This is a genomic window from Pseudonocardia xinjiangensis, assembly GCF_012911925.1.
GTDB classification, from domain to species: Bacteria; Actinomycetota; Actinomycetes; order Mycobacteriales; family Pseudonocardiaceae; genus Pseudonocardia; species Pseudonocardia xinjiangensis.
Window position 1 is genome coordinate 1 of the sequence record NZ_JAAXKY010000180.1, and the last position, 13469, is coordinate 13469.

The window sequence follows — 13469 nt, forward strand, 5'->3', positions numbered from 1 at the left end:
GCCCCGCCCGTTGCAGCAAAGCCACTTTCATGCAACCTCGTTGCCGCAAAGTGGCTTTGCTGCACGTTCCCCGGGCCCCGGCACGCGCGCCTGCGGGCCGGTTGCCGCTGCCCCTACTCATGGGTAATGACCGCCACCGAAACGCCCGCTCCCGGCGTCAGCGGCACCTCGGCCACGTTCGAGTCGCTCGACCCGCGGACCGGCGACGTGGTCGGCACGCACCCCGTGCACGACGCCGCCGCCGTCGAGGCGGCCGTGGCGCGGGCCGCGGGTGCCGCGCAGTGGTGGGCCGGGCTGGGCTTCGCCGAGCGCCGTCGGAGGCTGGGCGAGTGGCGCAAGGCACTGGTGCGCCGCATCGACGACCTCGCCCAGGTCGTCTCCGACGAGACGGGGAAGCCGCTCGACGACGCGCGCCTCGAGCTCGTACTGGCGATCGACCACCTGGACTGGGCCGCGAAGCACGCCGAGAAGGTGCTGCGCCGCCGCATGGTCTCCGCCGGGCTGTTGATGAGCAACCAGGCCGCGAGCATCACGTACGTGCCGATCGGGGTGGTCGGCGTGATCGGCCCGTGGAACTACCCCGTGTTCACCCCGATGGGTTCCATCGCCTACGCGCTGGCCGCCGGGAACGCGGTGGTCTTCAAGCCGAGTGAGCTGACGCCCGGCGTCGGTGTGGCGCTGGCCGACACCCTCGCGGAGATCGTGGACGGGCAGCCCCTGCTGCAGGTCGTCACGGGCTTCGGCGAGACCGGCGCCGCGCTCTGCCGGGCCCCGGGGGTCGGGAAGATCGCGTTCACCGGTTCCACCGCCACGGGCAAGCGCGTGATGGCCACCTGCGCCGAGAGGCTCACCCCGGTGGTCATCGAGTGCGGTGGCAAGGACGCGCTGATCGTCGACGCCGACGCCGACCTCGGAGCGGCCGCCGACGCGGCGGTGTGGGGCGCCATGTCCAACGCGGGCCAGACCTGCGTGGGCGTCGAGCGGGTGTACGTGCTCGACGCGGTGGCCGACGCGTTCACCGAGAAGGTGGTGGCCGGGGCGCGCGGCCTGCGTTCCGGGTCGACCGGTGACTTCGGGCCGATGACGATGCCGTCGCAGGTGGACGTGGTGCGCCGCCACGTGGAGGACGCCCTCGCCCGCGGCGGGCGTGCGGTGGTCGGCGGGGCGGAGTCGGTCCAGCGGCCGTTCGTCGAGCCGGTGGTGATCGTCGACGTGCCCGAGGACAGCACCGCGGTCACCGAGGAGACGTTCGGGCCGCTGCTCGTCGTCAACCGGGTGCCCGACGTCGGCGAGGCCGTGCGCCGGGCCAACGCCACCGGGTACGGCCTGGGCGCCACCGTGTTCTCGAAGAGCCGCGGCGAGGAGATCGCGGCGCGGCTGCGCTGCGGGATGGTGTCGATCAACGGGGTGATCTCCTTCGCGGGCATCCCCAGCCTGCCCTTCGGGGGTGTCGGCGACTCCGGCTTCGGACGCATCCACGGTGCCGACGGGCTGCGTGAGTTCACGCGTCCGCAGGCCGTGGCGCGCCAGCGGTTCGCGCTGCCCATCCCCGTCACCAGCTTCCGGCGCACCTCGCGCGGGATGAAGGCACTGCTCGGGATCGTGCGGCTGCGACACGGCCGTAGACGGCACCGGCGCGTCCGGGTCTGGGCAGTCACACGGCCGCCCGTGCGCGCCTCTGTAATGCGAGGATCCCGGGGATTGTCCTCGGTGAACGGGAGGTGGACGGTGGCACGGGAGTTCCGGACGGTCGGTGTGGTCGGTCTGGGCACGATGGGTGCGGGCATCGTCGAGGTGTTCGCTCGCAGCGGGCTGCACGTGGTCGCCGCGGAGGTGGACGACGAGGCGGTCCAGCGGGGCCGCACGCACCTGGAGACGTCCACCGCGCGCGCTGTCGGCCGCGGCAAGCTGACGCAGCAGGACGCCGACGAGCTGCTCGCCCGGATCGCCACCACCACGTCGCTGGCCGACCTGGCCGACGTCGACCTCGTGGTCGAGGCGGTGCCGGAGCACCTCGACCTCAAGGCCACGCTGTTCGCTGAGCTGGACGCGGTGTGCTGCCCCGACGCGATCCTCGCGTCCAACACCTCGTCGCTCTCGATCACCGAGCTCGCGGTGCGCACCGGGCGCCCCGGCAAGGTCATCGGGATGCACTTCTTCAACCCGGCGCCGGTGCAGAAGCTCGTGGAGCTGGTGCGCACCGTCGTCACGGAGCAGGACGTCGTGGACGACGTCCGGGCGTTCGCCGCCACCCTCGACAAGGTGCCGGTCGTCATCGGCGACCGTGCCGGGTTCATCGCCAACGCGCTGCTGTTCGGGTACCTCAACCACGCGGCGCAGATGTACGAGGCGCACTACGCGAGCCGGGAGGACCTCGACGCCGCCATGCGGTACGGCTGCGGCTACCCGATGGGCCCGCTGGCCCTGCTCGACCTGATCGGGATCGACACCAGCTACGAGATCCTCGACACGATGTACCGCGAGTCGCGCAACCTGATGCACGCCCCCGCCCCGGTGCTCCGGCAGATGACCACCGCGGGCCTGCTGGGGCGCAAGACCGGCCGTGGCTTCTACACCTACGCCAAGCCGCACAGCTCCGAGGTCGTGCCCGACGCCCTCACCCCGTCCGGTGCCGGTGCTCCCGAGGTGGCCGGCCGCGACGTGCAGCGCGTCGGGGTGATCGGCACCGGCACCATGGCCACGGGCATCGTCGAGGTGTTCGCCAGAGCCGGGTTCGACGTGATCGTGCGTGGGCGCTCGCAGTCCAAGATCGACCGCTGCGTGGCCACGGTCCGCAAGTCGCTGGACAAGGCCGTGGTGCGCGGCCGGGCCACCGAGGACGACCGCGACGCCGCGCTGGCCCGGATCACCGGCACCACGCACCTGGAGGGCCTCGCCGACGTCGACCTGGTCGTCGAGGCGATCGCCGAGGAGCTCGACGTCAAGCGGGCGGTGTTCGGGGCACTCGACGAGGTCTGCAAGCCGGGCGCGATCCTCGCCACCACCACGTCGTCGCTTCCGGTGGTGGAGTGCGCCGCCGCCACGTCCCGCCCGCAGGACGTCGTCGGGCTGCACTTCTTCAACCCCGCGCCGCAGATGAAGCTCGTGGAGGTGGTCTCGACGATCACCACCGCCCCCGAGGTGGCGGCATCGGCCCGCGCTCTGTGCGAGCGGCTGGGGAAGGTGCCGGTGTCGTGCGGCGACCAGGCCGGGTTCATCGTCAACGCGCTGCTGTTCCCCTACCTCAACGACGCGGTGAAGATGCTCCAGGCGCACTACGCCACCGCCGACGACATCGATGCCGCCATGAAGACCGGCTGTGCGCTGCCGATGGGGCCCTTCGAGCTGCTCGACGTGGTGGGTCTGGACGTCTCGCTGGCCATCCAGCGGTCGCTCTACCAGGAGTTCCGGCTCTCCGGTCTCGCCCCGGCCCCGCTGCTGGAGCACCTGGTCACCGCGGGAAGGCTGGGCCGCAAGACCGGGCACGGCTTCCGGGACTACGCGGCGCGCTGAGGCTGTTGCGCTCGCCGTGCCCAGATCCAACCGCCCGCGCCGCCCGACGCCGGGGCGCACCGAGCACGTCCCGCTGCGGTCGGCGTCCCTCACGCGGGTCGAGAGCGCGTCCGACGGCGAGTGGATGGTGCGCAGCGTCCCGGGTTCGTCGTCGGCGAAGACCTACCGCTGCCCCGGCTGCGACCACCTGATCCCGGCCGGCGCCCCGCACGTCGTGGCGTGGCCCGCCGCCGAGTTCGGGTCGGTGGAGGAGCGCAGGCACTGGCACGCCCCCTGCTGGCAGGCCCGCGACCGGCGCGGGCCGGGCCGGCGGCGGTGGCGGTGACGGCGACCGGGGATCAGCGAGGGTCCTTCGGGGCGGGGAGGGTGGACATGATCTTCTCGAGCAGCTCCCGCGACTCGTCGGGATCGTGCGCCCGGTGGCTCAGCCCGTCGAACATCCGCAGGTACTCCTGCACGCTCGACTGTTCCTTCAGGTAACGCTGCCCGGAATGGGTCTCGATCGCGACGATGTCGCGGTCGACGTCGTCGGCGAACTGGAAGACGGTGAACATGCCCAGCAGGCCGGCGTGCACCCCGGCGTCGTAGGGGAGGATCTGGATGGTGATGTTGCGGAGCAGCGAAAGGCGATGCAGCTGATCGAGCTGCGCGTGCATCTCCGCCGGAGATCCGACCTTACGGTGCAGCGCGCCTTCGTCGATCACGGTGATGAGCCGGGTGCGGCTGCGTGCGGCCAGCAGCAGTTCCTGCCGCCGACCGCGGATCTCGATCAACCGCTGGATCTGCTCGGCAGTTCTCGGCGGCGGCAGTTTCCCGAGAAGATGCCCGGCGTGTTCCGCGGTCTGGAGCAAACCGGGAATGAGGGAGAGTGCGAATGCCCTGATCGTCGACGCTCCCGACTCGAAGTCGAGGTAGGCGTTGAGCGGCGGCGACACCACGTCGGAGTACTGCTTCCACCAGGCCTGCCGCCGCCCTGCCCCCGCCCACTGCCGCAGCCGGTCGGCAGTGGCGGTGTCGACGTCGTAGAACACGATGAGGTCGCGGATGTCGCGCGGCTGGGGAGCTCCCTGGCCGTTCTCCAGCCTGCTGAGCTTGGACGTGGAGATGAGGGTGGCGTCGGCGACCTCGTCGAGAGTGCGGTGCCCCCGGATACGGCGTAGCTCTGCACCGAGCCGTCGGCGGGGCAGCAGGGGACCCTCGTCAGGCGCCATTTCCCGCCTCCGATCATGTCCGGATGCGGAGTGTCCACTCTGGCGGTCCAATGATGACAGCGCCGATCAGGTACTTGCTTTTTGGAATCCCATCGGAGGGTGACGTCCGGGTGCGCTGTACAGGTGGAACGATGTGGGATTCCCAGTATTGCCTTGCAAGTCGAGGATTCCGAAGCGCAACCTGGATCTGCGGCTCCCGACTCCGACCCGGGGCGGGTAGCGGGGTCGCCCCTCGACGAAGGGGGTACGGACCATGTTGACCATGATGGCGGTCGTCGGAATCGCTGTACTGGTAGGAATTGCCCTGATCATCGGGCGAATGGACACCGTGGCGCGGCACGAGGCGTGGAAGAGGATCGCCGCCGCCCGCCACCAGGTGTGGCTCGACGAGCAGGATCGTCGGAACTCAGCGGAGCAGCCGAGGTGCGCGGACTGCCCGACGAATCGGCCGGGAGGTCAGCGGCTGGGCCGCTGACCCGCTCAGCGGCGGCCGGCCGCCGCCCGGGGACGAGGACGGGGGCGCGCGTCGTTGGGGTCGATGCCCGTGCTTTCCCTGCTGCTGCTGGCGTCGCTGCTGTCGTCGCCGCCGGCGCCCGCGTCCGAGCCGTTCTCGGCGGTAGCGGGGGCGGCGGGATCCCGAGGAGCAGGCACCACACCGTTCTCGGCCCGGCCCTGATTAACGGCGGGCTGTTCCCTCGGCGCGGTCAGGGTGACGAGCGCGCGGTCGAGGATCACCCGGGCGTCGCCCAGCTGCTCGCTGATCCGCTTGCGCAGCTCGATGAGCTCGCCGAGCCGGTTCTCTGCGTCGCCGACGACCGCGCGGCCGATCGCCTTCGCCTTCTCCTCTTCCTCGCGGTAGCGCGCTGCGGCCGCCGTGCGCAGCTCCTCCGCCTGGCGGTGGGCTTCCTGCCGTTCCGCGGCGATCGCGGCCAGCGCCTCGGAGCGGCGCTGGTCCAGGGCGATCACGAAGTCCTCTTCGGCCGTGGCGCGGCGCGCCTCCGACTCGGCCCAGGCGCGGGCCCTGTCCTGCTCGGCCATCGCGAGCTCGTCGGCGAGCCGTTGCTGTGCCTCGCGTTGCTCCGCGGCGAGCTGCTCGTGGGTGATCCGGCGCTCGAGGTCGAGCTCGGCGCGGGCCCGCTCGAGGTCCCGGGTGAGCTCATCGGCGTTGGCCTTCGCCGCGGCGACGATCGTCTCCGCCTCGGCCCGGGCGTCGGCGATGATCTGCGCCTTCTGCGCCCTGATCGCTTCCGCCTCGGCGTGCGCCGCGGCGAGGATCTCCGTCCGCTGGGCCGTGGTCGCCTCGGCCTCGGCGCGGGCCTCGGCGAGGGCCTCCGCCCGCTGCGCCTCGATCGTCTCCGCCTCGGCCTGCGCCGCGGCGATGATCTGCGTCTTCTGTGCCTCGGCCTCGGTGATGCGCCTGCTGACCTCGGTCTCGGCCCGGCTGAGCATCTCGGCGACCTCGTCCTGGGCCAGCCGCAGCATCGTGCGCATCCGCTCGCTCATGCCCTGCACGTTGTGCCCCGGGCTCACCAGCGTGCGGACCTGCGCACGTAGCTTCTCCGCCCGCACCCGCGCCTCGTCGAGCTCCCTGGCGAGCTGGCCCGCCTGCTCGAGCGCTGCGTTGCGGTCGGTGACGAGGATGCTGATGTGCGCGTCCAGAGTGCGCAGGTGAGTGTCGACCTGGCCCTGGTCGTAACCCCTTCGCACGACCTCGAAGCCGGTGTCGGTCGAGGACGGAACGGGGTCTGCGGGCATGGAGGTCACCGTACCGGGCACGCCTGGGAGCGTCCCCAGGTGCAACCACGATGGTGAATGCCCTCACCCGCTCGTGGGAAGGACTTGCGATCAGACGCCGCGGAAGCGGTTGATCGCGTGGAGGTGCTTCGCGCGCTTCTCCGGGTCGGTCACGCCGAGTCCTTCGGAGGGGGCGAGCGCCAGCACCCCGACCTTGCCCTGGTGGCTGTTGGTGTGGACGTCCAACGCGGCCTGGCCGGTCTCCGCGAGCGGGTACACCTTGGACAGCGTCGGGTGGATGAGGCCCTTCTCGACCAGCCGGTTCGCCTCGAACGACTCCCGGTAGTTGGCGAAATGCGAGCCGATGATCCGCTTGAGGTTCATCCAGAGGTACCGGTTGTCGTAGGTGTGCTCGTAGCCGGTCGTCGACGCGCAGGTGACGATCGTGCCGCCCCGGCGGGCGACGTAGACGCTGGCGCCGAACGTCTCCCGGCCCGGGTGCTCGAAGACGATGTCCGGGTCGTCGCCGCCGGTCAGCTCACGGATCCTGGCCCCGAGGCGCTTCCACTCCGTCGGGTCCTGGTTGTGCTCGTCCTTCCAGAACCGGTAACCCTCCGCACTGCGGTCGATGATCAGCTCGGCGCCCATCGCGCGGCAGATCGCGCCCTTCTCCGGCGAGGAGACGACACAGACCGGGGTGCCGCCGCCGTTCAGCGCGAACTGCGTGGCGTACGAGCCGAGCCCGCCGGACGCCCCCCAGACGAGCACCGTGTCGCCCTGCTTCATGCCGGCGCCGTTGCGGGAGACGAGCTGCCGGTAGGCGGTGGAGTTGACGAGCCCGGGGCTCGCCGCCTCCTCCCACGTCAGGTGCTGGGGCTTGCGCAGGAGCTGGTTGGACTTGACCAGCGACAGCTCGGCCAGGCCGCCGAAGTTCGTCTCGAACCCCCAGATGCGCTGCTGGGGGTCCATCATCGTGTCGTTGTGCCCGTCGGGGCTCTCCAGCTCCACCGAGAGGCAGTGGGCCACCACCCGGTCGCCGGGCTTCCACAGGTTGACGCCGGGGCCCACCCGCAGCACGACGCCGGCCAGGTCGGAGCCGACCACGTGGTAGGGCAGGTCGTGGCGCTTGGTGAGCGGTGAGAGCCTGCCGTAGCGGCGTAGGAAGCCGAACGTCGGCATCGGCTCGAAGATCGAGGTCCAGACCGTGTTGTAGTTGATGGCGCTGGCCATCACGGCAACCAGCGCCTCGCCGGGCCCCGGTTGCGGGGTGGGCACCTCGTCGAGGTGGAGGCTCTTGCGCGGGTCCTTCTCGCGCGTCGGGATGCCCGCGAACATCTCCGTCTCGTCGGCGTGCACGGTGATGCCGCGGTAGTGCTCCGGGACGTCGAGTCCGCCGAGGGCGGCGTCCTGGTCGGCGAGTATCGCGTCGAGGATCTCCTGCACGCTGGCCTCCGTTGGCTCGAGTCGCGTCGAGAGTGCGTGGTATCCCACAGGTTACTGCGTAGTATGGTATCCGGCGGGTTCGTTCGGCGGGAGTGACCAGCGCCACTTCCGTCAGTGGGTGTCGGTCGCCGCCTGCTCCACCAGCTCCACGAGCACGCCTCCCGCGTCCTTCGGGTGCACGAAGTTGATGCGGGAGCCTGCGGTGCCCCGGCGGGGCTCGTCGTACAGCAGGCGCATGCCCTTGTCCCGCAGCGCGGCGCTGGTGGCCTCGATGTCCGCCACGCGGTAGGCCATCTGCTGGATCCCCGGGCCGTTGCGGTCGAGGAACTTGCCGATCGCGGAGTCGGGGCGCAGCGGGGCGAGCAGCTGCACCGCGGCCCCGGCGTCGCCGGGTGCGGACAGCATCGCCTCGCGCACCCCCTGCTCCTCGTTGGTCTCCTCGTGCGTCGCGACCAGTCCGAACGTGTCGGCGTACCAGGCGATGGCCTCATCCAGGTCGGCGACGGCGATCCCGACGTGGTCGACCGCGAGGACGGTGTGCTCTCCCATGGCGGGAATGTAACCCGGTACGGCGTTGACGTGCGGTTGTGCGAGGCGTCACCACTCCTGCGGTGTCGTGAACCGGGATCATCGGGGTCAGCACGGGTATCGTTGTTGCCCGCGCCGTCGCAGCCGCTGGAGGTCGATCGTGTCCGGATCCGTGATCGTGGCAGGGGCCCGTACCCCGATGGGAAAGCTCTCGGGTGGGCTGAAGGACTTCAGTGGGGCCCAGCTCGGGTCGTTCGCCATCAAGGCGGCGCTCGAACGGGCGGGTGTCGCCCCCGACCAGGTCCAGTACGTGATCATGGGCCAGGTCCTCACCGCGGGTGCCGGCCAGATCCCGGCCCGGCAGGCGGCCGCCGGCGCGGGCATCCCGATGGACGTTCCCGCGCTCACCATCAACAAGGTGTGCCTGTCCGGGCTCGACGCCATCGCACTGGCCGACCAGCTCATCCGGGCGGGTGAGTTCGACATCGTGGTGGCGGGCGGCCAGGAGTCGATGACGCAGGCTCCCCACCTGCTGCCCAAGTCCCGCGCCGGGTTCAAGTACGGCGACGTCACGATGCTCGACCACATGGCCCACGACGGCCTCTTCTGCGCCTTCGACCAGGTCGCGATGGGTGCGTCCACGGAGAAGTACAACTCCCGCTACGACGTCACGCGCGAGGAGCAGGACGCGTTCGCTGCCCGCTCGCACCAGCTCGCGGCCAAGGCCTCGGTGGACGGGACGTTCGCCCAGGAGATCACTCCGGTCACGGTGCCCCAGCGCAAGGGTGATCCCGTCGTCGTCGACACCGACGAGGGCATCCGTGGCACCACCACCGCCGAGGGCCTCGGGAAGCTGCGCCCCGCCTTCTCCTCCGACGGCACGATCACCGCGGGCTCGTCCTCGCCGATCTCCGACGGCGCCGCCGCGGTGGTGGTCATGGGCCGGGCGAAGGCCGAGGAGCTCGGGCTGACCTGGATCGCGGAGATCGGGGCGCACGGCGTGGTCGCCGGCCCCGACGCGAGCCTGCACGAGCAGCCGGCCCAGGCCATCAGGGTCGCGTGCGCCAAGGAGGGCATCGACGTCTCCGACCTCGACCTCATCGAGATCAACGAGGCGTTCGCGGCGGTGGGCGTGGTGTCCACGAAGAAGCTGGGAGTCGACCCCGAGAAGGTCAACGTCAACGGGGGCGCGATCGCGCTGGGCCACCCGATCGGGATGTCCGGTGCCCGCCTCGCGCTGCACCTGGCGCTGGAGCTCGGGCGCCGTGGTGGCGGTGTCGGCGTGGCGGCGCTCTGCGGCGGCGGTGGGCAGGGCGACGCCCTGGTCATCCGCGTGCCGGCGGCGAGCTGACCCTGCGAGCCGACGACCCCCACTGCCATGGCGCGCCGGGTGGCGGTGGCCGACCTGGTCGGCCGGGCCCGGCGTGGTGAACAGCTGGCCGTCGCGCGGCTGATCTCCCTGGTGGAGGACGGCGGCGACACCGGGCAGCTGCGTGAGGTGGCCGCCGCACTTGCCCCGTACACCGGGCGGGCCCACGTGGTGGGCCTGACCGGGCCACCGGGTGTCGGCAAGTCGACCTCCACATCGGTGCTGGTCCGCGCGCTGCGGGCCCAGGGCAGGCGCGTCGGCGTGCTGGCCGTCGACCCGTCCTCGCCCTTCTCCGGTGGCGCGTTGCTCGGCGACCGGGTGCGGATGGGAGAGCACGCCACCGACGACGGGGTGTTCATCCGCTCGATGGCCGCCAGGGGGCACCTGGGCGGGCTGGCGTGGTCCACCCCGCAGGCCCTGCGGGTGCTCGACGCGGCGGGCTGCGACGTGGTGCTGATCGAGACCGTGGGGGTGGGACAGTCCGAGGTGGAGGTGGTCTCGCTCGCCGACACCACGGTGGTCCTGCTGGCCCCCGGCACGGGCGACGGCATCCAGGCGGCCAAGGCGGGGATCCTCGAGGTGGCCGACGTGTTCGTGGTGAACAAGGCCGACCGCGACGGCGCCGACCAGGCGATTCGCGACCTGCGGCACATGCTCTCGCTCGGGGAGCCCCCGGCCGGCGGCTGGGAGCGACCGGTGGTGCGCACCGTCGCCGCGCGCAGGGAGGGAGTCGGCGACCTGGTGGCCGCGCTCGACGCCCACCGCGACTGGCTCGACGCGGTGGGCGAGCGGGAGCGGCGGCGGCTCCGGCGCGCCGAGGCGGAGATCGAGGCCATCACCCTCGACCAGGTCCGCGCCCGGATCGGCGACCTCCGTGGGGCGCACGGGCTCTGCGACCTGGCGCAGCGGGTGCTCGACGGCGAGCTGGACCCCTACCGCGCAGCTGACGAACTGACGGCCGAGGTCACCCCACCCTGACCCTGACGCCCCGGCCGCGTCATGGACACATGACGCGGCTTCAGGCCGTACCGGAACAGCGTTACGGGACCACGACGCGCCGGAACAGCGTCACGATCCGGAGGAGCGCGCGGGCCGGTCCGGGGGACGCCCAGGCCGCGACATGGACACACGACGCGTTATCTGCGGCCGCACATCAGCGACACGGGACCACGACGCTGTCACCTGGCGGCCTGCAGTAGGAAACGGGCGACTCGCGCGCGTGGAACGGGCGACTCGCGCGCGCGGAACGGGCGACTCGCGCGCGTGGGACGGGCGACTCGCGCGCGTGGGACGGGCGACTCGCCGGCTGGCCACCGACCCGGGGATGTGTACCCGGGCGAGCTACGGGGGCGGGCTCAGTGTGGCCAGGCGGGCGGTGGTCTGCTCCGAGCCGATGCGTCGGGCGAGCTCCCTCGCCCGGCGGGCGTGCTCGGCCGCGTCGAGCGGCCGGGCCGGCGCGAGTGCGAGCGCGAGGTCGGCGTGGACGGCGGCCCGATGGCGGACCGATCGGGGAGCGGCGGCGAGTGCCCGTTCCAGGGGCTCGACCGCCGTGGCGTCGCCGAGCTCGACCAGGGTGCGGCCGTGCCAGCGGTGCAGGTCGGCCAGCTCGACGACCGGGATGCCGCGGGGAGCGGCGACGTCGACCGGTGCGCGCCGCAGCCGCTGTTCGGCCGCCGCGATGGCCCGGCGGGCGGCCGCGTCGTCACCCGCCGCGGCGCGGGCGACGGCATGTGCTGCCTCCAGCCGCACCTGGGCGGGCGCTGAGGTGGCCGGGCCGGCCCGCTCGAGCAGCCCGACGGCGGCTCCGGGCTCACCGACGTCGACCAGCACGGCGGCCTGCCCGGCCGTGGCGACGGCCTCGGGAAGGCCGGCCTCCCGCGCGGCGGTGCGGGCGCGGTCGTAACGGCGCCAGGCCTCGTCGGGGCGGCCGCTGTCGAGCTCCTGGGCCCCGGCCAGTGCTGCGGCCCCGGCCAGCACGGCCGCCACCTCCACCCGGTGGCCGGCCACCAGGCTGTGGACGAGCGTCTCGTCGAGCTGCTCGACCAGCGCGCGCACCAGCTCGCCCGCTCCGGCTGCGCCCACCTCGTCGTCGAGCCGGCCGGCGATCGCCAGCTGCTCCCACCACAGCTCGACACCGGTGTCGCCGACGGCTGCGGCCGCGGCGACCGCCGCCCGGAGCCGGGCGGGTGCCGTGGAGGCGGCGTCGGCCGGTGGCGGCCCGGCGATTCCGAGATCGGCAGGGGAGCGGCCGTACAGCTCGGCCAGCAGCGACCGGTAGTGCGGCTCGGGCAGGGCGTGGCCGTTCTCCCAGCGGGAGAGGAGCGTCTTCAGGCTCGCCGCGGCCGCGACGGGGGTGCCTGTGGCGCGGCCGAGCGCCGCCAGCTGCCTGGCCGCGTCGGCCTGGGACCAGCTGCGCGCCGCCCTGGCGGACCGCAGGCTCGTGGACCCCGCGCCGCTGGTCATGCCGGCGTGCAGGCGAGCGGCCAGCTCGCCCGGTCGCCCGCCACCCTGGTGCCCTCGGCGACGGTGAGGACACCGGAGTGCCGTTCCGGTGGTGTGCTGTCGACATCGACGAAGGTGGCAGCGGAGGCGCCCTGGAGGACCGCCTCGCCGCAGAAGGTGGCGCCCTGGAAGGAGACCCCTCCGCCGAACCGGGAGTCGCGCATGTCCACCTTGCCCAGGAAGGAGGCACCGGAGAACATCGCGGGCTTGCTCGCCTCGACGCCGCCGAGCCGGGTGATGCCGTAGAACCGCGTGCGCCGGGCCGTGAGCCGCCCGATCCTGCGGCCCTCCAGCCGGAAGTACTCGAGGCTCGCGCCGGTGAGATCGAGATGGTAGGCGCGTGGGTCCTGGTTCGTCCCCCACGGCAGCAGATCGGTGATCAGCCGTTGGGCGGTGAGCCGGACCTGCCGTTCCAGGTCGGCGTCCGGGGCGTCCCCGGTGGCGGGCGCCTGGTCGGGGTCGTCAGCCCGCAGTGCGTAGCTCGGATGCGAGAAGGGCCTGCGCAGGTACGCGCACAGCACGTCGAGCACCGTCTGCTTGTAGCGGGGACTGGACTCGGCGAGCCACACCAGCGCGTGCAGTGCGCCGACGCGCACCTGGTCGGCCTCGTTGCCCAGGAGCTCGACCGACCGTGCGAAGCGCTCGTCCGCCACCTTCTCGGTCTCGAGCTCGTGGCGCGCCTCCTCGGTGCGGCGCCTGCGGTCGTTGAGCCAGAGCGCGTAGAGGGCGACGACGGCGCCACCGCTGAGGCCACCGGTCTTGATCGCCTCGGCCGGGGACACGGCGGGCTCGACCAGCAGCAGCACCACCGTGGTGCACGCGGTGACGACGAGGGCAGCGAGCACGCTCGCTCCCAGCAGGATCCGGCCTCGCACGTCAGCTCCTCGCCGTCGATCTCTCCGTCGTCGCTCAGACTGTCGGGGTCGCCACCTACTGTCAACGCTGTTGCCGCAACAGGCGTCAACAGCGGTGGAGGAGGGACGACGATGGATCTGACGACGTACTCGGTCTGCGTGCTCGCGGGGTCGGCCGGGGGAGCGGTCAGCGGCTACTACGCGGGAGGGCGGCGCCGGGCCGGGCGCCGCGCGGCCACGCGGTCCACGCGCAGCCGCACCATGCGGTCGTGGCCCGGCGGTCGTCGGCGCCACCGGCGACGGCCGGGGGCCGGG

The 13469-nt window shown here is 72.4% G+C and carries 11 protein-coding genes; 5 read left to right on the top strand and 6 right to left on the bottom strand.

Annotated features, from left to right (window positions below):
• Positions 1-126: 126 nt before the first annotated feature.
• Both HF577_RS40295 and HF577_RS33035 read left to right on the top strand, forming a co-directional pair.
• Positions 127-3513, top strand: a complete 3387-nt coding sequence (locus HF577_RS40295; RefSeq protein ID WP_407692266.1) for a 3-hydroxybutyryl-CoA dehydrogenase — start codon at positions 127-129, stop codon at positions 3511-3513.
• Between the two features lie 16 nt (positions 3514-3529).
• Positions 3530-3838, top strand: a complete 309-nt coding sequence (locus HF577_RS33035; RefSeq protein WP_169399925.1) for a hypothetical protein — start codon at positions 3530-3532, stop codon at positions 3836-3838.
• Positions 3839-3851: 13 nt separating this feature from the next.
• Here HF577_RS33035 and HF577_RS33040 read toward each other — a convergent pair whose 3' ends face one another.
• The 4 genes from HF577_RS33040 to mce form a co-directional block, all read right to left on the bottom strand.
• The gene (locus HF577_RS33040) at positions 3852-4724 is read right to left on the bottom strand and encodes a helix-turn-helix domain-containing protein (RefSeq protein WP_169399926.1); all 873 of its coding nucleotides are present in this window, start codon (positions 4722-4724) and stop codon (positions 3852-3854) included.
• Between the two features lie 480 nt (positions 4725-5204).
• Positions 5205-6479, bottom strand: a complete 1275-nt coding sequence (locus HF577_RS33045) for a coiled-coil domain-containing protein (RefSeq protein WP_169399927.1) — start codon at positions 6477-6479, stop codon at positions 5205-5207.
• A gap of 90 nt (positions 6480-6569) precedes the next feature.
• Entirely contained in the window at positions 6570-7901 is a 1332-nt protein-coding gene (gene ccrA / locus HF577_RS33050) for a crotonyl-CoA carboxylase/reductase (protein ID WP_169399928.1), read from the bottom strand.
• A gap of 111 nt (positions 7902-8012) precedes the next feature.
• The gene (gene mce / locus HF577_RS33055) at positions 8013-8450 is read right to left on the bottom strand and encodes a methylmalonyl-CoA epimerase (RefSeq protein WP_169399929.1); all 438 of its coding nucleotides are present in this window, start codon (positions 8448-8450) and stop codon (positions 8013-8015) included.
• 139 nt (positions 8451-8589) lie between these two features.
• Here mce and HF577_RS33060 point away from each other — a divergent pair, with 139 nt between their 5' ends.
• Both HF577_RS33060 and meaB read left to right on the top strand, forming a co-directional pair.
• Complete coding sequence (locus HF577_RS33060; protein ID WP_169399930.1) at positions 8590-9780, top strand: acetyl-CoA C-acetyltransferase; 1191 nt, start codon at positions 8590-8592, stop codon at positions 9778-9780.
• A 27-nt stretch (positions 9781-9807) separates the two neighbouring features.
• Entirely contained in the window at positions 9808-10776 is a 969-nt protein-coding gene (gene meaB, locus HF577_RS33065) for a methylmalonyl Co-A mutase-associated GTPase MeaB (RefSeq protein ID WP_169399931.1), read from the top strand.
• A 363-nt stretch (positions 10777-11139) separates the two neighbouring features.
• Here meaB and HF577_RS33070 read toward each other — a convergent pair whose 3' ends face one another.
• Both HF577_RS33070 and HF577_RS33075 read right to left on the bottom strand, forming a co-directional pair.
• The gene (locus HF577_RS33070; RefSeq protein WP_169399932.1) at positions 11140-12261 is read right to left on the bottom strand and encodes a helix-turn-helix domain-containing protein; all 1122 of its coding nucleotides are present in this window, start codon (positions 12259-12261) and stop codon (positions 11140-11142) included.
• A complete protein-coding gene (locus tag HF577_RS33075) occupies positions 12258-13175 on the bottom strand; it encodes a pentapeptide repeat-containing protein (protein WP_169399933.1) in 918 nt (305 codons plus the stop codon). Before HF577_RS33075 ends, HF577_RS33070 begins: the two co-directional genes overlap by 4 nt.
• Positions 13176-13286: 111 nt before the next feature.
• On the opposite strand from HF577_RS33075, the gene HF577_RS33080 reads away from it, so the two are divergent.
• Positions 13287-13469 (top strand): hypothetical protein (locus HF577_RS33080; protein ID WP_211175222.1); only part of this gene is annotated, 183 nt, incomplete at its 3' end.

Bases quoted from the DNA above. Each gene is read 5' to 3' on its own strand.
- HF577_RS40295 (WP_407692266.1), top strand. From the start codon at position 127: ATGACCGCCACCGAAACGCCCGCTCCCGGCGTCAGCGGCACCTCGGCC.
- HF577_RS33040 (WP_169399926.1), bottom strand. From the start codon at position 4,724: ATGGCGCCTGACGAGGGTCCCCTGCTGCCCCGCCGACGGCTCGGTGCA.
- HF577_RS33045 (WP_169399927.1), bottom strand. From the start codon at position 6,479: ATGCCCGCAGACCCCGTTCCGTCCTCGACCGACACCGGCTTCGAGGTC.
- mce (WP_169399929.1), bottom strand. From the start codon at position 8,450: ATGGGAGAGCACACCGTCCTCGCGGTCGACCACGTCGGGATCGCCGTC.
- meaB (WP_169399931.1), top strand. From the start codon at position 9,808: ATGGCGCGCCGGGTGGCGGTGGCCGACCTGGTCGGCCGGGCCCGGCGT.
- HF577_RS33070 (WP_169399932.1), bottom strand. From the start codon at position 12,261: ATGACCAGCGGCGCGGGGTCCACGAGCCTGCGGTCCGCCAGGGCGGCG.